This window comes from Candidatus Abyssobacteria bacterium SURF_5 (assembly GCA_003598085.1).
Taxonomy (GTDB): Bacteria; Abyssobacteria; SURF-5; order SURF-5; family SURF-5; genus SURF-5.
Window position 1 is genome coordinate 102,383 of sequence record QZKU01000053.1, and the last position, 17,939, is coordinate 120,321.

General features: G+C 53.2%; 14 protein-coding genes and 1 pseudogene. 8 read left to right on the plus strand and 7 right to left on the minus strand.

The annotated features are described in order from the left end of the window. Positions 1-2 precede the first annotated feature (2 nt). The 5 genes from C4520_07645 to C4520_07665 all read right to left on the minus strand — a co-directional run bounded on the left by C4520_07645 (position 3) and on the right by C4520_07665 (position 4,631). The gene (locus tag C4520_07645) at positions 3-1,085 is read right to left on the minus strand and encodes a 4Fe-4S dicluster domain-containing protein (protein RJP22889.1); all 1,083 of its coding nucleotides are present in this window, start codon (positions 1,083-1,085) and stop codon (positions 3-5) included. Positions 1,086-1,205: 120 nt separating this feature from the next. Beyond that, positions 1,206-1,592, minus strand: coding sequence for a nuclear transport factor 2 family protein (locus tag C4520_07650; protein ID RJP22909.1), 387 nt, complete (start codon positions 1,590-1,592; stop codon positions 1,206-1,208). 53 nt (positions 1,593-1,645) lie between these two features. Beyond that, complete coding sequence (locus C4520_07655) at positions 1,646-2,851, minus strand: 2-hydroxyacyl-CoA dehydratase (protein ID RJP22890.1); 1,206 nt, start codon at positions 2,849-2,851, stop codon at positions 1,646-1,648. Beyond that, positions 2,844-3,923, minus strand: a complete 1,080-nt coding sequence (locus tag C4520_07660; protein RJP22891.1) for a 2-hydroxyacyl-CoA dehydratase — start codon at positions 3,921-3,923, stop codon at positions 2,844-2,846. The genes C4520_07655 and C4520_07660 overlap by 8 nt, the downstream gene beginning before the upstream one ends. A gap of 3 nt (positions 3,924-3,926) precedes the next feature. Continuing rightward, positions 3,927-4,631, minus strand: coding sequence for a TetR/AcrR family transcriptional regulator (locus tag C4520_07665; protein ID RJP22892.1), 705 nt, complete (start codon positions 4,629-4,631; stop codon positions 3,927-3,929). Between the two features lie 144 nt (positions 4,632-4,775). Between C4520_07665 and C4520_07670 the strand changes: the two genes are divergently transcribed. After that, positions 4,776-5,816 carry a radical SAM protein gene (locus C4520_07670; protein ID RJP22893.1) on the plus strand — a complete coding sequence of 347 codons (1,041 nt, stop codon included), beginning with the start codon at positions 4,776-4,778 and terminating at the stop codon, positions 5,814-5,816. 8 nt (positions 5,817-5,824) lie between these two features. Further along, the gene (locus tag C4520_07675; protein ID RJP22894.1) at positions 5,825-6,874 is read left to right on the plus strand and encodes a hypothetical protein; all 1,050 of its coding nucleotides are present in this window, start codon (positions 5,825-5,827) and stop codon (positions 6,872-6,874) included. 395 nt (positions 6,875-7,269) lie between these two features. On the opposite strand, the pseudogene C4520_07680 reads toward C4520_07675, so the two are convergent. Then, positions 7,270-7,654 (minus strand): annotated as a pseudogene (locus tag C4520_07680) (SDR family oxidoreductase). A gap of 339 nt (positions 7,655-7,993) precedes the next feature. On the opposite strand from C4520_07680, the gene C4520_07685 reads away from it, so the two are divergent. Next, a complete protein-coding gene (locus C4520_07685) occupies positions 7,994-8,575 on the plus strand; it encodes a CYTH domain-containing protein (GenBank protein RJP22895.1) in 582 nt (193 codons plus the stop codon). 68 nt (positions 8,576-8,643) lie between these two features. Then, complete coding sequence (locus tag C4520_07690) at positions 8,644-9,195, plus strand: DsbA family oxidoreductase (protein ID RJP22896.1); 552 nt, start codon at positions 8,644-8,646, stop codon at positions 9,193-9,195. A gap of 30 nt (positions 9,196-9,225) precedes the next feature. On the opposite strand, the gene C4520_07695 is transcribed toward C4520_07690, so the two are convergent. Beyond that, complete coding sequence (locus C4520_07695) at positions 9,226-9,471, minus strand: hypothetical protein (GenBank protein RJP22897.1); 246 nt, start codon at positions 9,469-9,471, stop codon at positions 9,226-9,228. Positions 9,472-9,992: 521 nt separating this feature from the next. On the opposite strand from C4520_07695, the gene C4520_07700 reads away from it, so the two are divergent. From C4520_07700 to C4520_07715, 4 genes are all read left to right on the plus strand, one after another. Continuing rightward, positions 9,993-13,568: a DUF3883 domain-containing protein gene (locus tag C4520_07700; GenBank protein RJP22898.1), complete on the plus strand. Its 3,576-nt coding sequence runs from the start codon at positions 9,993-9,995 to the stop codon at positions 13,566-13,568. Next, entirely contained in the window at positions 13,568-14,713 is a 1,146-nt protein-coding gene (locus C4520_07705; protein RJP22910.1) for an ImmA/IrrE family metallo-endopeptidase, read from the plus strand. Before C4520_07700 ends, C4520_07705 begins: the two co-directional genes overlap by 1 nt. Continuing rightward, positions 14,703-15,296 carry a hypothetical protein gene (locus C4520_07710; GenBank protein ID RJP22899.1) on the plus strand — a complete coding sequence of 198 codons (594 nt, stop codon included), beginning with the start codon at positions 14,703-14,705 and terminating at the stop codon, positions 15,294-15,296. The genes C4520_07705 and C4520_07710 overlap by 11 nt, the downstream gene beginning before the upstream one ends. After that, positions 15,289-17,939, plus strand: a 2,651-nt coding sequence (locus C4520_07715; GenBank protein RJP22900.1) for a DUF1156 domain-containing protein, incomplete at its 3' end; no start/stop codon positions are given. The genes C4520_07710 and C4520_07715, both read left to right, overlap by 8 nt.

Here is a 17,939-nt window from a genome sequence, read left to right on the forward strand (position 1 = left end):
CTTCAGTCCAGCGTGATCTCGATCCCGCGCTCGGCGGCGCGTTTCATCCCCCACACCATCAGGTTTGCCGGAGGCTGGGTCTGCTCCGCTTCGGGACGCCGCTCGAGTTTGATCGACTCCGTCGGACACGTCGGCGCGCACACCCCGCAGCCGATACAGCGCTCGGCGAGGACCCGGTAGCTGCCGTCTTCTTCGATGATTGCATCCATCGGACACCGCTCGTCGGCGCATACACCGCACGCGGCGCACGTATCCATATCGATTGCGGCAACGAAATTGCTCTTGGCCAGGATGTAGGGCGCATTGAACTGCTTGACCCCGCGCAGGATGCCGCAGCAGCACGAGCAACAGTTGCAGAGGAAGACCTGTCCGCTTTCGATGTTGTACGTGCAATGTACGAGCCCTTCCTCCTCGGCATCCTTCATCACTTTAAGCGCCTCTTCCTTATTCAAGATGCGCCCGGTCGGATAGCGGTCGAACGCATTCTCTTCAGCGGAGAAGGCGAGGCATGCTTCCAACGTATGCTTGCACTGATGTCCCTCGAGCGCTTGTTCCTTCCGGCAGATGCACTCGCGCACGATGAAAGATTTCGCTTCCTCCAGCATCCGCGCCGCATCCTCGAACCGATGCACGCGCAGGTCCTGCTTGATCTCCGTGCTGACCGGAACCACACGCGCGACCGCCGGCTCGAAGTTGCCGACTTTCCTTATAAGATCAGGCGCGTATTCCTCGAACAGGGCGGCCAATTCCTTGTCGATTCGCTTGAGCTGGAACTCATAGATGCCGACAACAAACGGAAACAGCATGTACATCTGCTGGCCGAACATCTTGAACGAGCCGATATGGCCCTTCTTCACCATGTTGTCAAGGATCGCCTGCATCTCATCCACCGGCTTTCCCAAGCGCTCCGCCACCGCTTCCACCGTCTCCGGCATCGGCCGCATCTTCAATACCATCTCGGCTTCTTCAGGTGTGAATATCTTCTCGAGAAGCTTCAGTTCCACGCCGCTCTCCGTCGCCGGAAAACCGTTCGGCAAATCGTCCAGCTTTTTCGCAAGTCGCTTATAAACATCGTTCATGACCATTCCTCCTGAAATATGGGGACAGAGACCATATTTTTATCGTTATTAAATTTAGGTTATCACCAATATGGTGTACGAATCTCCCATGACCGTCTCGCCTCGATCTGCTAATCTTGAACCTGATTACCCAATCAGCGGCGCGAGAATGGCGCGGTCGAAGTAAACCTCGTTCCGCTCGATGCGGTCGCCCCGCACCTTCACGAAGTCCATGCCGTCGGTCTCGACAATGTCTCCGCCCTCGGGTTTCTGAAACGTCGCGTGCCACAGAACCGCGCAGCCGCCCTTGTCGTCGAACAGGTACGCCTCGCGCAGGCTCCAGTGCATCTTCCAGCGCCCAAACAGTTTCGTCAGGTATCGGCGCAGCGAGTCCGCTCCCTTTACCGCCCCGCGCGTATTCGGATCGACGTAGCTGACATCATCCGTATAAACGGCGACGACGCGCTCGACGTCCTGCGTGTTCCATTCGCTCAAGATATGCTCCGCAAGCTGATACATCTGTGTCTTATTCATTTTCTTTTCCCTCCGCACGCTTCTTCTGAACCGCAATCCCACAAATCTTGCTGTCATTCCCTCCGTTCGAGCAACTCCACAAAACTCTCCAGCCGCACCTTTACCTGCTCGGCCGAATATCCGCGGGGATCGCTTATGTCCATGTCGAGCAGAAGGAATGGAACGCCCATCTGTGCGAGCCGGTCCTTCAGCACCTTGTACGCCGCATTGGAGTGCCTGCAGGCCGGCGTGGCAAATAGAAGCGCGCCGTCAAGCCGGTAATCGCTGATGATGCGCTCGATGCCGTCGAGCCGCCAGGAGATGGGGCCAACGAACAAGTTCTTCAAGCACTTGAGCGCGAGCCCTTCAAAGGGATTATCCTCATCAATCTCGTCCCAATACACCCGCATCGTTTCGCAAAGCGGGAAGGTCACGCGGTTTTCCTTCAGGAGAGAGAACAGATCGGAGTCATACACCGGCAGCCAAGCGAACCAGTACAGCCGGTGTTTTTCAGGAGCGGCTTTCCCGGATGCAATCCTGCTTTCCAGGTCCTTTATATATGCGTCATTCAAGCGCTCCATCGTCTCGGTTCCATCAAAGAGAAAGCTGTTGATCGAGTAGCCGATAAGGGTTCCACCCGTCCAGGGCGCGGGCCGATGCCTCTGCAACTCCATCAATTTCAGGCGCGACTGTCTCGCCCGGTTCGAGCTGCGAACGGCCTCTCTCAGCCGGTCCTCATCGAGCTCGTGCCCTGCGACCGAAGCGATTTTTTCTGCGATCTCGCGCAGTTGCGCCTCCACATATTTGATCGAAGCGCGGCTGATCTCGGCGGGCACGTACAGAAGGTACGCCTCCTTTTTGTACATCCGCGCGAGCAACTCGTTTGTCTTCGCCTTCTGATCGCAATAATGAGATGTGGTCAACAGAAGGTCGGGCCGCGGAAAATAATCAAGATAGGAGGCGCCGAGCGGCGCGCGATGCATCGAGCACACGTCCATCGCATAGCCGCGTTCCTCTGCCGCCCTCATCGTGGGCACGCCCATCTCAGTGCTCGATATCATCGCGCCGGCAACCTCAAAATCGAATGGCACGACGTCGAATACGGCAAGGAGTTCCATCGGGAACGTGTAGACGGACGTATAGACCACCTTGGCGCCCGGCTCGTAAGCCTTCAGAAAAAGCTTCGCCCACTCGTTCAGCCACAGCGCCCGCGCGCTCCCTTTCTCCTGAAGCACGGATGCCGTCTGCTCCCCTATCATCTGAAGCATCGTCTTATACATGGGAAGCCGCCTCCTTTTCGCGGATCAGAGCGAGGAATGCTTCCACCCTGACTTTCATTTGCCCCAGACCGCTCCACTCGTAATCGTTCTCGAGAAACAGGAACGGGACGCCCTCTTCGCGAAACCGATCCTGCAGGAACGCGATGTCGTAGAGGTGCGAGTCGCAGAATTTGACCGAGCTGTAGATGATTCCGCCGGAACGCGTCCTCGAAACCGTCTCCCGCAGCCGCGCGGCGCGCTCGCCGATGCCTTCCATCCTCGGACACGACGCTCTGGTCAGATACCGCTTCGCAAGCGCTCGCATCGGCTCTTCGGAATTCTCCTCCACGAGACCGTCAAAATGCCTCGCACCCAAACACGTATCAATCGCGGCAACCCGACCGCCCGCATCCCGGATCAGCTCGAGCAGTCCCGACTGAAAAATAACGTTTCCCGCTACAATCACGCCGCTCCGTCCATCAATGCCCTTCTCTTGTGCCGCCGCACGCAATGAAAGATCCAGCTTCCGCCGAAATTCAGCCGCATTCAGCCGCGCCGAATCCAAATACAACCCGAAAATGGAACGGGCATCCAGGCCTCCGTCCGGCTTCGCTTGCAGCCGCTGGGCCGCCTGCACCAGCGCCCGGATTTGGTTGTACTCGACAATGGCCTTGTTCAGCCCACTATCGGAGACAAGAGAGCAATGCACTCGTTCCGCCAATTCACCTGCAAGAGCTCTTAAACTGGATGAAAAGTAGGCTATCGAATCCGCATCGCTTTTCTTCGGAACTTCAAGAAAGAAACTGGGAATTGCCGGCACATATTCCCTCCACAGGTCATGCAGCCGGCGCATGCCGTCGCATGAGTTGGCGATGATGAAAATGTCTGCCGGAAAGCTGCCGCTCATGCCCTCGGCCAAAAGGCTCTTTATGTAATGGCACGAATTCGGGTGGATGATTCCGTCGGCTTCGGCCGGACGCGCTTGCGGGATCACCCGCCGCGGCGTCATTCCCGCGGCAACAATTATCTCCTCAGGCACGTATGAACATGCATATGTCGCAGTGACTCGCCCCCGCCCTGCTCCGGAACCCATGTTTCATCCCTCCTGTCCGCGTACCGCCGACCATACCCCATTCGCCAACTCTTCTTTCGCGGCGGCCATGCTCGTGTAGAATTTCTCCTCGAGCCAGATGCGAACGTACTCCTGGCACGGCCCGAGCACGAGCGAAAGAAAGAGGTCGGCCGGCAACCGTCTGATCGCGCCGCTCTTCAGGTTCGGCCTCAACCAATCGATGAACGCGGTGATGAACTTCTTGTTCGCCTCGGCCAACGATTCCTCCGCCGATTTCATGAATTCCGCGTGCCGCATCTCCATCAGGTACCGCGCCCACTCCGGCTTCTCGCTCACCCAATCCAGATGGCTCCCGATAATCGCGCGAACTCCCTCCCGCGCCTGGGGGGTGCGCTCGAGCGCTTCCAGAATCCGCGCCTGGTAATCAATGATCGCCTCGACATACAGAGCGGCGGCTATGCCTTCCTTGCTCGAAAAATGATGATAGATGCTGCCGTTGCTTGCGCCCGAGCGCTCGCGGATATCCTGCATCGTCGTATTCGGATACCCATGCTCGGCAAAGCAGGCGAGCGCCGCCGTCAGGATGTCTTCCTTTCGCTGCTCTGATTTCTTATGTTTTGCGTATTCTTTCTTCGGCATATTAGAATTATATTCTAGAATCTCGTTCTTGTCAAGCAAAAAATGCGGAACCGAAGAATCTCTCTCTTTGAAAGCCCGATACACGCCCATGTAGGGGCATCCCGCGCCTCGCGGGAACGTGCCCGAAAACCACCGACTCCTGGCGATTGTGCAATAGTATGCACATGAGATAGAATCATAACCGAGTGGCAGTATCTTCCTTGAAGGTTCCACCCCTTCGAAAGGAGCCGGACCATGAGAGAAATGAGCCCAAAGATGTTGGAGAAAATGGGCAGGCTGGTCAACCGGATGATCGAGTTGAGGACCGAAGGCGGCGGGAAACCGTTTATCATCGGCCACCTGATAACTCAGCAGTGCATGTGCAAGTGCAGGAGCTGCCTGTGGAGACACAACGACTGGAAAGATGTGCCGGCCGAAGCGATTAAAAAATTCTATGCCGAGGCCGCCGAAGAGGGATTCCTCGCCTGCGCCATATCGGGAGGGGAGCCGTTTCTGCGGAAAGACCTCGGCGAAATCCTGCGATTCATAAAAGAAAAGACAGACATATCCATTCTCCTTTTCACCACCGGCTGGTTCCTCGAAGAGCGGATGGACGAAATCCTTCCCCACATCGACATGCTGGTGATGAGCCTCGATTCCGCTAGACCGGAACGCCACGACGAGATCCGCGGCCTGCCCGGACTGTACGACCGCCTGATGAAAGGCATCGAACAGGTGAAGAGGAAATATCCGGAGCTGTCGCTCCAGTTCAACGTCTGCGTTCAAAAGGGGATTGCCGAGGAAATCGACGACCTCATCAATCTGGCGAAAAAAAAGGACCTGCGGATTTCGTTCGACGTCATCACCGAGTTCCGTCACGGCAAGAGCGGCGGCCATTTCGTCGAGACCGATATGGGCCTGCCCCTGCCGGAGCTGCAGCGCGTGTGCGCGCGCTTGCTCGAGAAAAAGCGCGAAGGCGCCCCCATCCTGAATTCGGAACTCTACTTCAAGTACTTCATCGACGGAAAGCCCGGCTACAAGTGCCATCTGCCAAAGCTCGGCATCTGCATGGTCGACAGCCGCGGTTATGTCGAAGACTGCCTCAATCTCGACACGCCGATCGCCAACATCCAGGAGATGCCTCTCAAGGAGATCATGGAGCTGCCGCGGTTCAAACAGCTGCGGATCGACGCCGAAAACTGCTGCTCGTGCAATTCGCCCAACATGGTGGACCTGTCGTTCGTGTGGGAAGACCCGATGCGCGTCTTTGAGCCGGGCGGCATCAAACTGGGATAACTCCATACATGGCCCCTCTTCGCTTTCATCGGGTGCTTGCGCCCGCAATCCGCCTCCTGGACCGTTCTTCGGGCGAGCCGAACGCGCAGCCCACTGTCGACCAGGAGCGGACCCGCTTCCCCGAGTTTCCGTGGGACCTGCGTACTCTCATCATGTTGTTCCCGCAGGACGCGCCGTTCCGGTTCCTCAACCTGAATGTCACGCTCGGCCTCACCGGAACTTTATTCGATCAGGCAAAAAATTGGGCAGGATCGGCCCCGAAAGAGGCGTTTGACCTGCAGTTCTGCCTGGAAAGCAAGGACACGGCCGCAACTTACAAAAGATACCACTCGATCTCACGCGAGCTGTCGTACCAAACCCCGCGCGGAGTTTCTTTCAAGCTCGGAGAAAAACTGCTGTTTGAGGGCCAATGGCCGAAATACCACATTCAATACACGCAACCCGAGGACGATCTCACCCTATCCATGCAACTGGACTCCTGGCCCGGATTCCACTGGTGGGTTTATTCGCCCCGCATTTATTGCCACTACACCTCGTTCTGCGATTGCCGGCTTGAATGGCGATGGAGGGAAGCCAGCGGCGCGCTTTCTGTCCCCGCGCTTCACGACCACGGCTGGGGGAAAAATCTGCTGCCGATGCGAACCCCGCTGAGAGTGTTTCGTTACGAGGTTTTGCGTCTGCCCGAGAGCGGTTTCGCGCTTTCACTGTGGACCGAAGGCCCGGCCGGATTGGAGCTCAAAAACATGGGCCTCATCCGGCGGCGCACAGAGCCGCCACTCATCATGAAGCATTACGAATGCAAAGTGCTCGCCTGGGAGGTTTTCGATAACTACGCGAAACAGCCGTGCCGCGTGCCGAAACGGTGGATCGGAACACAGCGCGGCGAGAACTCCGAGTTTACTTACGAAGCGGAACGGTCTTCAGAACCCCGAGCCATCTTCGGCGAAGGCTTCCTGTACGCCTTCTCTTATAAAGGCCGGCAGACCGGCGCTCGCCTTCCTTCCCAAACCGTCGAAGGCTCCGGCTACGCCGAGCACCTGGGCTTTACCCGCCGATGACCACCGAACCTGTTTTATCCGCAGAGGCGTCCTCCATTTGATCCGCAGACGCCGTCCCGGACTCGATCCGGGATTCCGCAGATTTTCTCAGATTGAATGAACCACGAGTTTGCGCGAATTATCACGAATTGGAAAAACAGATCACAGTCCACAGCGAAACCGCCGATACACGCCGATCGCCCATGTAGGGGCATCCCGCGCTTCGCGGGAACGTGCCCGTTGATTCATCGCGACCGCACCTGAGCATAATCCCCCTTTACGAAAGGGGGACTAAGGAGGATTTCTCTTTGAACCGCCGTGGGCCTGACCCGAATTCAAGCGATCGCCGATGCCGGGGGATTGTATGGCGCGTGAAGACGACCTCGTCCGGCCTTATCACATGTGCCGATCAGCCTCTAGTAATTCACTCTGTCGGTAAGCGCACCTTCAACATTCAGATTGATGCCGGTAGTGAAAGAAGAGCGGGGGCTGGCAAGAAAGACCACTGCGTTTGCGATCTCCTGGGGAGTCGCCATCCGGCCCATCGGATTTCTGGCCAGGGAGTCCTTGAAAAAATCGGGCATGAATTGTTCGACCTTGTGCCAAACCCCGCCTTCAAAATAAACCATTCCGGGGGAAACCACATTCGCGCGGATTTTCTTCGCCGCATTTTGCTTCGCCACACCCTTGCGGCAAGCCCGCCTCAACCAAATAAACAAGCCCCAGAACATCCACATTCAGGTTCTGCTGCCATGAATCCTTATCCGCGCCGATGGCCATAGCGCCAACATTGGAAACCATGATGTCTATTCCGCCCAATTGCTTCGCCGCTTCGGAGACCCAATTGCTCAGGGAAGACTCATCAGAAACGTCCACCACTCCTCCAAATGCCGATACGTCTTTCGCTTCGAGGGCGCGGACGGCTTCATTCAGCTGATCCGAATTCAAGGTTCAAAGTTGGAAGAGAGAAAGGCAATGAAACAACGGGAACAGTATTATCAAGTGATGCGATATCCGCGCACTCGGCGTGTATCGGCGGTTCGGCTTCCTTTGTGCTTTGGTGCCTTGGTGGTTGGATTCTTTCCCATTGAATTAAGAAAATACGAACGATACAATATCCTGTTAAGAGGAAATCTACAGATGCCATCTAATATTGAGATCAAGGCCAGGGTCAGAGAACACGACGCATTTAGACGCATTGCGACGCGTATGGCCACCGAACCACCGCAGACGCTTCATCAAGAGGACGTTTTCTTCCGTGTGCGAAAAGGAAGGCTCAAGCTTCGAATCTTTTCAGATGGTTCCGGTGAACTGATACAATACGAGCGACCGGATCTCACGGGAGCCAAACAGTCGCATTACCGGATTTACCGCACATCCAGGCCGCTCGAGTTGCGAAAGTTGCTTGCCGAGGCTTTGGACGAGACTGTTGCGGTAAAGAAGAAGAGAGAGGTCTATATAGCAGGACAGACCAGGATTCATCTGGATGAGGTCGATAAGCTCGGCACGTTTGTTGAACTGGAGGTAGTCTTAAGCCCCCACCAGACCGTGGAGGAGGGGCAGAGACTTGCATCCGATCTCATGAGAAAATTGGGTATTAAGGAATCCGACCTGGTTCCTTGCGCCTATGCAGACCTCCTGGAAAACCAGGTCAAACAAGCTCGAAAAGAAGGTGTGTCGCACCCTCCAGTCAACTGGAGGAAACAAGAGGAGAGTTCATGACAGCGCCCACGATTCTCGAAATATTCTCCGACTATGTCTGACCGTGGTGCTACTTCAGTACGGTCCGTATTGAACAGTTGCGAAAGAATTACGACATTGAAGTCCGGTGGATCGCATTTCCGCTGCATCCCGACACGCCCGAGGGCGGGCTTGCCCTTGAAGAACTTTTCCGGGGGCGATCGTTCGACCTGGAGGCGGTAAAGGCGCGTCTAAAGCAGGTGGCGGATGAATTGGGCCTGCCGCTTGCCGACCGGGACAAGACCTACAACAGCCGCCTGGCGCAGGAACTGGCCAAATGGGCGGAATCGAAAGGCAAGGGAGACCTGTTCCACGATGCTGTCTTCCGCGCTTTTTTTGCCGAAGGCAAGAACATCGGCAATATAGATGAACTGGTCGCTATCGCGAAGTCGGCCGGACTTCCAGAGGAAGAGGCACGCTCAATCCTTGAGTTGAGAACATACAGGCAAGCCGTCGATGCAGACTGGTTGCGTTCGCGCGAGTTGGGGATAACCGCCGTCCCGACCTTTGTGGTCGATCACCGGGCGGTTGTGGGCGCCCAGCCGTACGAGGTTCTCGAACAGCTCCTCAAGAAAAGCGGAGTCAACCCGCGCAAACCCTGACCGAGAAAACCATTTTTGAACCACGGATTTTCACGAATTAGGCGAATTAGAGAAAGGTATTTTTTTATCCGCAGACGCCGTCCCGGACTCGATCCGGGATCTGCTGATTCTCACGGATTCCTTCCAAAATCTAAAATCGGCAATCGAAAATCTAAAATGGAGGGACCGCAGATGAACGCCGATGAGCTCCCCATTCGTCATCCTGAGCAGAGTCGAAGGATCTCTCTTCTCTTCAACTTTGAACCTTGAACTTTGAACCTTGAACTCATTTTCCACCACGGGTTTTCACGGATTAGAAAAGCAGACAACAGTCCACAGAAAGACTCTTCCTATCCGCGGATTGCGCAGATTTTTGAGGATTATTGGAACCGCAGATGAACGCCGACGGACGCCGATAAACGAGGATAAGGGCTGTAGGAAGAAGCAGGAAGGGTAGGCTTGGGGCGTTGGGTTCTGGGCTGCAGGGAACTGAAGAAACGGAGGTTTGGGACCTTCGGCGGCTGAGGACAACTTGTGCGGATCCCGGATCGAGGCCGGGACAAGCATTCACGGATTGGAAGGAGGGCGTTGGGGAGAAGTAACAGGAGGAAACGGAGAGAACGGAGGAGAGCGGTTTCTGGGCGTTGGCTAAAGCGGCTCCTGGCGCTGTCTATTGAATTCGAAAAGAAGGTGTAATATGACCCTGATCGCGTCCTAAAAAGAGGGTCGCGTGCTCATTTGACAGCAGATATAACATATGGTATAATTCGGGCAACCTTACAGGCTCGCTTTACGATTTTGAGCAGAAAAGCAGAGAAATGAGCAGATCTGAACGCATTGGTCCGAAGCCTGACGGTAAATATCCAGAACGTATAAGGGAACTCCGCGCCCATTTTGGGCTTACGCAGCAAGCCCTGGCTGCTTCTCTTGGCGTTTCTTTCGCCACCATCAACCGCTGGGAGAACGGCCAGACAACTCCTTCTCAACTCTCCTGGAACCGGCTCCGAGAATTTGCGCTGCAAATTGCGGACCAACACACGCCCTATGATAAAAAGACAAGAAAGAATGAGAAGGCTACCCTTGATTTCACGGCCAACCCCGAAGTAGTCAAACTGCTGGCGGAAGGGGAACGGCTTTCCTACGGCCACCTCATGAATCCCGCCTTTGCCACCGAAATATCGAGTATAGACCCGCTGCCGCATCAGAGAATCGCCGTGTATGACTACATGCTGAGGCAGCCTCGATTGCGTTTCCTTCTGGCAGATGACGCCGGCGCCGGCAAGACGATCATGACTGGGCTCTATCTGCGAGAAATGCTTTCCCGCCGCCTGCTGCAGCGAATTCTGATCATTACTCCCGCCGGACTGCTCGGCAACTGGAGGCGTGAGCTCCTCACTTTATTCAATCTTCCTTTTACTATCGTCAGCGGCTCCGATACCCGCGACAGGAATCCGTTTCTCGGCGACAATAGCAATAATGTCATCATCAGCATCGATACCCTGGTCACTCCCCGTGTTTTCTCCTGTCTGAAAGAAGCAGCAACGTCTCCGTACGATATCGCCATTTTCGACGAGGCCCACAAGCTTTCAGCTGACCGCGGAACCGACATGAGAGTCATCAGGCGAAAAAGATACTGCCTGGCCGAAGCGCTGGCCGGAGTCAATGACCTCAATGAAGACTGGAAGCTCGGTTGGAGCGTTCAGCACCTCCTGCTCCTGACTGCGACCCCGCACATGGGGAAAGACTATCCCTATTACGCCCTCTGGCGGCTCCTCGAACCGGACGGCCTCTCAACTCCCGCGGTCTTTAATAGGTACTCCCCTGAGCAGCGCCGGCGCCATTTTATCCGCCGGACAAAAGAAGAAATGCTCCATCTCGACGGCGCGCCGCTCTTTCCGAAAAGAATAACCGATACTCATGCGTACAAATTGACTCAGGGGGAAATCAGCGAGCAAACGCTGTATGACGAAACAACCGATTACCTGAAGTACGTCTACAACAGAGCGAAACTCCTGAATAGAGAAGCGGCGCGCCTCGCCATGGCAGTTTTTCAAAGGCGCCTTGCCAGTTCGACATATGCCCTGATGCGTTCTTTCGAGAGGCGGATTGAGAAGCTTGATAGATTAATCGAAGATGTCCAGGATGGAAAGCTGACCATCGAGCAACTGCTCATGTTCCAAAAACGAATTCGAGAGGATGAGGACGTTCTTGATTCAAAGGCCGCGGATGAAGAATTTGAAATTGATGGGCGTGAAGAAAACGAGGTGGCCGAAGACAGGCTTCTGAGCGGAGTATACGCGGCTTCACTCGCCGATCTGTTGGCGGAGAAAGGGCAGGTAAAGGATCTGCTTGCGCTGGCGGAAAAAGTATATGATTTGGCATTGGAATCCAAATTTGAGAAGCTTCGGGAAATTCTGACTGACCCCAAATTCTCCGGCGAAAAATTTATTGTTTTCACAGAGCACCGTGACACCCTCAATTTTCTCGTGAAGCGCCTGAATGGTCTCGGTTTTACCGGTCAGATTGCCCAGATACATGGGGGCATGCACTATACCGACCGGGAAAAAGAAGTCGAACATTTCCGCAAACAAGCCTCCGAGGGCGGCGCTCGTTTGCTGATTTGCACAGATGCCGCCGGTGAGGGAATCAATCTGCAGTTCTGCCGGATAATGATCAACTACGACATCCCGTGGAATCCCGCCCGCCTCGAACAGCGGATGGGGCGAATTCATCGGTATGGCCAAAAGCATGACCCAGTTCTAATCCTTAACCTTGTCTCTTCCTCCACCCGGGAAGGCAAAGTGCTGGGTACGCTCCTCCGGAAGCTGGAGACAATCCGAAAAGAGCTGAAATCGGACAAGGTCTTTGACTGCATCGGCCGCATCTTTTCTGATGTTTCGATAAAGAAGTACATGGAACTGGCCATTACGGCCGATCCGGACGATGTCGCCCGGGAACTTGATGGCCGATTGACAAAGGAACAGGTCGAAGCCCTTGCCGAACGAGAAAAATCTCTTTATGGCACGAATGGCGACGTTGCAAAAGAGCTCCCCCGCCTGCGGGAAACTCTCGACCGTGAGATTTACTTCCGCTTGCTGCCCGGGTACGTCAGGCACTACCTCCAACGCGCTGCGCCACTTGTGGATATCAAGATAGATGGCGACATGGACAAGTTCTTCACGATGCGCCCGGTAAAGCCGGGAGCGATGGATGAGATCCTGCCCTCGTTGGAGATATACCCTGAGACAGTAAGGAACGCGCTCTCTGTTTCACGCCCTCCAGATAGAGACGAAGCAGTCTGGCTTCATCCCGGCGAACCGGTATTTGAAGAAATTCGAAGGCTTGTATCCAATCGATTGTCTGAGCAGGGCCGCCGCGGCGCCATTTTTATCGATCCCTCTTCAGAACACCCCTATCTTTTTCATCTGGCCTTGCTTTCAGTTGTTCGGCAAACGGATTCCGACATACCTGAACTGGCTCGGGAAGATGTTCTGGAAACGAAACTCGTCGGACTCAGACAATATGATGATGGAAAAATCAGCCTGTGCCCAGTGGAGCATCTCCTGCTGCTGAAAGGAGGAAGAGGGCTTCCCTCCTCTGCGCAAAACCTTGCCGTTTCCGCTCAAGAGAAAATCCAGCGTGCCCAGCTGTTTCTCACGGAGGGACCTGTCCGGGAAATTGCCCTCCGACATAAACAGCGGCTCCTGGAAAACCTGCCCGAGCGGGAAATTTTCATCAAGAAAGGGTTCGATTTTCAGGAAGCCGAATTTGCGACTGCCCGCGTGAAGCAATCAGAAAAAGCCCGGGCCGGAAACCGCAAAGCGCTGCAAGCGCTCGAAGAAATCAAACAGCGGCAGAGAAATCTCGGTTCCCGCCGCAAAGCGGTTTTGGAAGCTGCGCGAAAGGAAATAGAGCTTGTTGCTCCGGCGCCTGTCGTTTTCATAGCGCATGCCCTTGTGGTTCCCTCTTCCGATCCCGCCGAGATTGAGCGACACCGGGCGACTGTCGAAATGGTGGCTATGGAGATTGCTCAGGCTTTCGAGGAGGCCGCGGGAGCCGACGTCGCCTATGTGCACACGCCGGAATTGGCTCGAGGTGCAGGCCTTCCAGACAATCCTGGATTCGATCTTCTTTCAACCCGCTCCGGCAATTGCAGGCGAGCGATAGAGGTGAAAGGGCGTGCCGGCACCGGAGAAGTTGAAGTTTCTTCCAATGAATGGGCGCGTGCATGTAACATGCGAGAAGATTACTGGCTGTATGTGGTGTACGAATGCGCCACACCAAGTCCGCGCCTCGTTCGGGTTCGCGACCCCTTCGGCGCCTTGCTCGCGAAAGCCAAAGGAAGCGTTCTGATTGGAGTCAAGCAGGTCATGGAAGCAGCGGAGGTACTATGATGGCCTTCGACCTTGCCTTATTTGCGGATAAGCTTCGACGCTACTGCAAACAGTTTGAAGTTACCAATGACGAAATTTCTCAAAGAACCGGAATATCATTGGAACGGCTTAATGGTTTAGCCGCTCAAGAATCCGAACCTACCGGCGATGAAGTGCTGATCTTGGCAGATTTCTTTAAATGTGATTACAAGTTCTTCATTTCAAACGAGAAGCTAGCCCCCTTTGAGCAAACTGAACTTCTCTTCAGGAAATATGGAGACAAACTCACGCGAGATGACCGGTGGGCGATTCAAGAATTCCTTTTCCTGTGCGAGTGCCAGTATTTTTTGCTTAGCAGTATGTCAGATTACAGGCCTCATCCCTTCAAATTTGAAAAAACAGGACATATATATAAAGAGCATGGAGTTGCTGCTGCCGCTGCACTACGCAGGCATCTTGGCTATGAGCCCCATAAAGTACCGATGGACATCTATGACGACTTTAGAAAAATTGGAATCCACGTCTTTCGCCGGCGCTTAATAAAAAGTTCAATATCAGGCTTATTTATTCGCCATCCTGTGGTTGGCCCCTGTGTCCTTGTAAATTACACTGAAGACGTTTTCCGTCAGCGGTTTTCCGCTGCCCATGAAGCCGCTCACGCGATACTAGATGATGAGAGTGACTTCGTGATTTCCTTTTCAGCTTGGGATAAGGAGGACCTATCAGAGATTCGTGCAAACGCTTTTGCCTCACACCTGTTAATGCCTCCAGAATTCCTAAAGAAAATCCCTGTCCGTGTCTGGGATCTTTCTCAGGTACTAGACTGGGCAGTTAAATTAATGGTTAATATTGATCCTCTCCTATATGCCCTTTGTGCATTAGGATTAATGAGCACAAGTGAAATGAACCAAATCAAGAAGAGAAGAGTCCGCCTCGATAAAAAGTCAGACCCAGAATTACCGGAAAATCTATCTCCTCGTGCTCGAACAAGAAAAGAGGAGTTGCTCAAGCGCGGACTTTCTGATTTTTACGTTAAGCTGTGTTTTGACGCTTTCGAGAACGGTATCATATCGGGTGGAAGACTAGCTGAAATGCTATTGATTACTGAGCCGGAGATTATGGAAATAGCGGCACTTTACGGAAGGGGAATGGGCCATGTCAATTGACCCTTCATTCTTCCACCTCCAAAACATTACCGATACCTGTGCTGTTTGGAATGTTCTCTCTTCACAGACTCTTTATGATAGAGCCAAGACAGCAGGAGTTCGCTTCATATGCACTTATTTTGTCATTTATGAGTGCCTTCACAAGCCAAGGAAAAGGAATGTTGTGTGTGACGAAGTTCTCCGATTGCGACTTCAGGATGCACAGAAAAACGATTTTAAAAGCTATCCTTTGGATATTACCGACCTGCAGACGATCGAAATCTTGGAGAATCGCAAGAGGCTTGGCAAGGGCGAATTATCATCAATAGCCTTTGCTCTAAAGACACGCCAAGCATTCCTTACGGATGATCAAAAAGCGAGGAACCTGGCAAAGCAAGTGTTGCAGGATAAAATGTCTCAGACAACCCCGCACCTTGTTGGGTGGCTCTTCTTCCATTCTCATTTGACTGATTCAGATAAGTCTATCGTGATAAGGGAACATACAGATATGGAACGCCCGCTGGCGAGATATTTTGAGGATATGTATTTGGAAGCTTGCCGCTGTCGGCTAATGGCAATGCAGGGAGCAAACAAAAGTGAATGATACACCTCGTCTGATCGAACACGCGTTTCCGTTAAAACAGGCTTCTCTTGATTCGGTACACGAGAAGAATGTCCGACATGGGCATATTTCAACTCTTCATATCTGGCCGGCGCGGCGTCCTCTGGCGGCGTGTCGGGCGGCGCTCATCGCAACGCTTCTGCCGGATCCAGGAACTCCGGAAAAACGGCAAGAACTCTGCGAGAAGATAGGCGGAAAAGTCGTCAAGAAAATCGAAAAGAAGAAGATGCCCAATGGTCAGATAGTAGAGCGCGAAAAGGAGATTACCGAAGGCGGCATCCTGCATTGGGGGCGGGAAACGGAGAATAAGGAGACATTGGACTGGTTCCGGAAAGAAATCAGGAAAGCCTATGGCGGACGCGCTCCGAAGGTGCTCGATCCATTTGCCGGAGGCGGCGCAATCCCGCTCGAAGCCATGAGGCTTGGCTGTGAAGTGACTGCGTCAGACATCAATCCCGTAGCATGGCTTATTCTTAAATGCACGCTCGAATATCCCCAGAAGCTGGCGGGAAAGACACATCCTCTCCCTGACTTCATCCTTGAGAATGAAGAATTCATGAACGCTTTTTATAAGGCGCATCCTCATCTTGTTGGCCGAACAAAGCAAACGAAAAGGCAGAAGCAAGAATTTGAAGAAGATCTCTTCTTGAATGACAAGAAGGATTCCGGCCGTGCACCGAAAGCCAATCTTGCCTGGCATGTGCGCGCATGGGGGCAATGGGTGCTCGATCAGGCGCGGAAAGAACTTGCGCCCTACTACCCTACGTATGCAGAATTCGAGCCTCTTGATAAGAAGAATCCCCGGCCATATGAAAAGCAACCCCTCAAACTTGTTCCTATCAACGATGATGGCACTCCGAATATCGATGCCCTGAACAATGATTTTAGTAAAGAGTATCTTGCAGATAAACGTAATCCAAGATGGATAGCAAAACCCACCGTGGCCTATCTTTGGGCCCGAACGGTCACCTGCAAGAACTGCCGGGCAACATTACCACTCCTGAAAACCCGCTGGCTCTGCAAGAAAGACAAAAAGCGTGTGCTTCTTACTATGGAGCCAAATGCAGATAAAACTGGAGTGGTCTTCGGAATTCAAAATAATGTCCCTGCAAAAGGGGGTAATACCGCCCAGAAACGGGAACATGATAAACGAATTGGCGCTGGGACAATGTCGCGATCTGGGGCAAAATGTCCTTGCTGTCCGACGATCATGACGATGGATGATATACGTCTAGAGGGTCAAGCTGGGCGTTTAGGCGAAACGATGACAGCAGTGGCGGTTGAGACTTTAAGTGGGAAACAGTATCGGCTTCCTATCTATCAGGAAGTAGAGGCAGCCGAAGGTGCAAGGGAAAAGCTAAATATTCTTTTTGATCTTATCCCGTTTGGGATTCCGGACGAGCCCCTCCCAACCAAGGAAGCCTTAGGTTTTCGTATCCCGTTGTATGGGTTTAGGAAATGGAGCAGCTTATTTTCGCCAAGACAATTATTGGCAATCGGTACCTTGGTTCAGGTTATCAGGCGAATACCTTCTGATGCCATGCCAATTGTATGGAAAGACGCGATTACTGCATATTTGGCAGTTATTTGCGATAAGACCACAGACTATAACTCTACAATCTGTACTTGGCATAATTCTGGAGAAAAAATAGGCCATACCTTTGCCCGCTTCGCTCTACCCATAACATGGGACTGGACAGAATTATGTGTCACTAATAGAGTGGGCGGTGGATTCGAGGCTCAGATTGATTGGGTGGCACGTTATATTGAGCATGCCCTCGTAAGAGATTGTGACAGCACCTCTATAGAGATACTACGACAATCATCAACTTCGATATACGACGGCATCAAAGTTGACGCGATTATTACCGATCCTCCATATTATGACGCAATTTCATATTCAGACCTGATGGATTTCTTTTTTGTTTGGCTTCGGCGAATCTTTTCTGACTACCCTAGTCTTCTTAGTGAGGCTTTTCTGCAATCTAAATCACCAAAGTGGGACCATGAAAGAAATGACGGAGAACTCATTGATGATAATAGCCGTCATGGGGGAGACCGCATAAAATCAAAAATTGCTTACGAAGAAGGTATGTTTCATTCCTTCCAGTCCTGCTATAACGTTCTCAAAGCGGATGGCAGGTTAGTCATCGTTTTTGCCCATAAAAAACCAGATGGGTGGGAATCGCTAGTGTCAGCTATAATTCGAGCCGGTTTTACCGTGGACGGCAGCTGGCCTATTCAGACTGAAATGGGAACTCGCATGCGAGCGATGTCATCGGCGGCATTAGCGTCTTCTGTTTGGCTAATATGCAAGAAACGTTCAGAGGCAATGCGGTTTGGCTGGGATAGTCAGGTTTTAAAGGAGATGCAGCGAAACATTCAGGTTAAACTTCGGGAATTTTGGGATGCCGGTATTCGGGGGCCAGATTTTATTTGGGCTGCAACTGGGCCAGCGTTAGAAGCGTATGGCAAATATCCTGTTGTGAAAAAAGCTGATGAGCCTGGCAAGGTTATGACAGTCTCTGAGTTTCTTACCCATGTTAGGCGATTGGTTTTGGATTTTGTGGTTGGACGCGTTCTCTCGGGTGATGAAGACCAGGTTCCGGACGATTCTGCCGCCGA

What these genes read in the sequence shown, in the direction of transcription:
- C4520_07645 (RJP22889.1), bottom strand. Translation starts at nt 1,085, where the DNA reads ATGGTCATGAACGATGTTTATAAGCGACTTGCGAAAAAGCTGGACGAT.
- C4520_07650 (RJP22909.1), bottom strand. Translation starts at nt 1,592, where the DNA reads ATGAATAAGACACAGATGTATCAGCTTGCGGAGCATATCTTGAGCGAA.
- C4520_07655 (RJP22890.1), bottom strand. Translation starts at nt 2,851, where the DNA reads ATGTATAAGACGATGCTTCAGATGATAGGGGAGCAGACGGCATCCGTG.
- C4520_07660 (RJP22891.1), bottom strand. Translation starts at nt 3,923, where the DNA reads ATGGGTTCCGGAGCAGGGCGGGGGCGAGTCACTGCGACATATGCATGT.
- C4520_07665 (RJP22892.1), bottom strand. Translation starts at nt 4,631, where the DNA reads ATGGGCGTGTATCGGGCTTTCAAAGAGAGAGATTCTTCGGTTCCGCAT.
- C4520_07670 (RJP22893.1), top strand. Translation starts at nt 4,776, where the DNA reads ATGAGAGAAATGAGCCCAAAGATGTTGGAGAAAATGGGCAGGCTGGTC.
- C4520_07675 (RJP22894.1), top strand. Translation starts at nt 5,825, where the DNA reads ATGGCCCCTCTTCGCTTTCATCGGGTGCTTGCGCCCGCAATCCGCCTC.
- C4520_07685 (RJP22895.1), top strand. Translation starts at nt 7,994, where the DNA reads ATGCCATCTAATATTGAGATCAAGGCCAGGGTCAGAGAACACGACGCA.
- C4520_07700 (RJP22898.1), top strand. Translation starts at nt 9,993, where the DNA reads ATGAGCAGATCTGAACGCATTGGTCCGAAGCCTGACGGTAAATATCCA.
- C4520_07705 (RJP22910.1), top strand. Translation starts at nt 13,568, where the DNA reads ATGGCCTTCGACCTTGCCTTATTTGCGGATAAGCTTCGACGCTACTGC.
- C4520_07710 (RJP22899.1), top strand. Translation starts at nt 14,703, where the DNA reads ATGTCAATTGACCCTTCATTCTTCCACCTCCAAAACATTACCGATACC.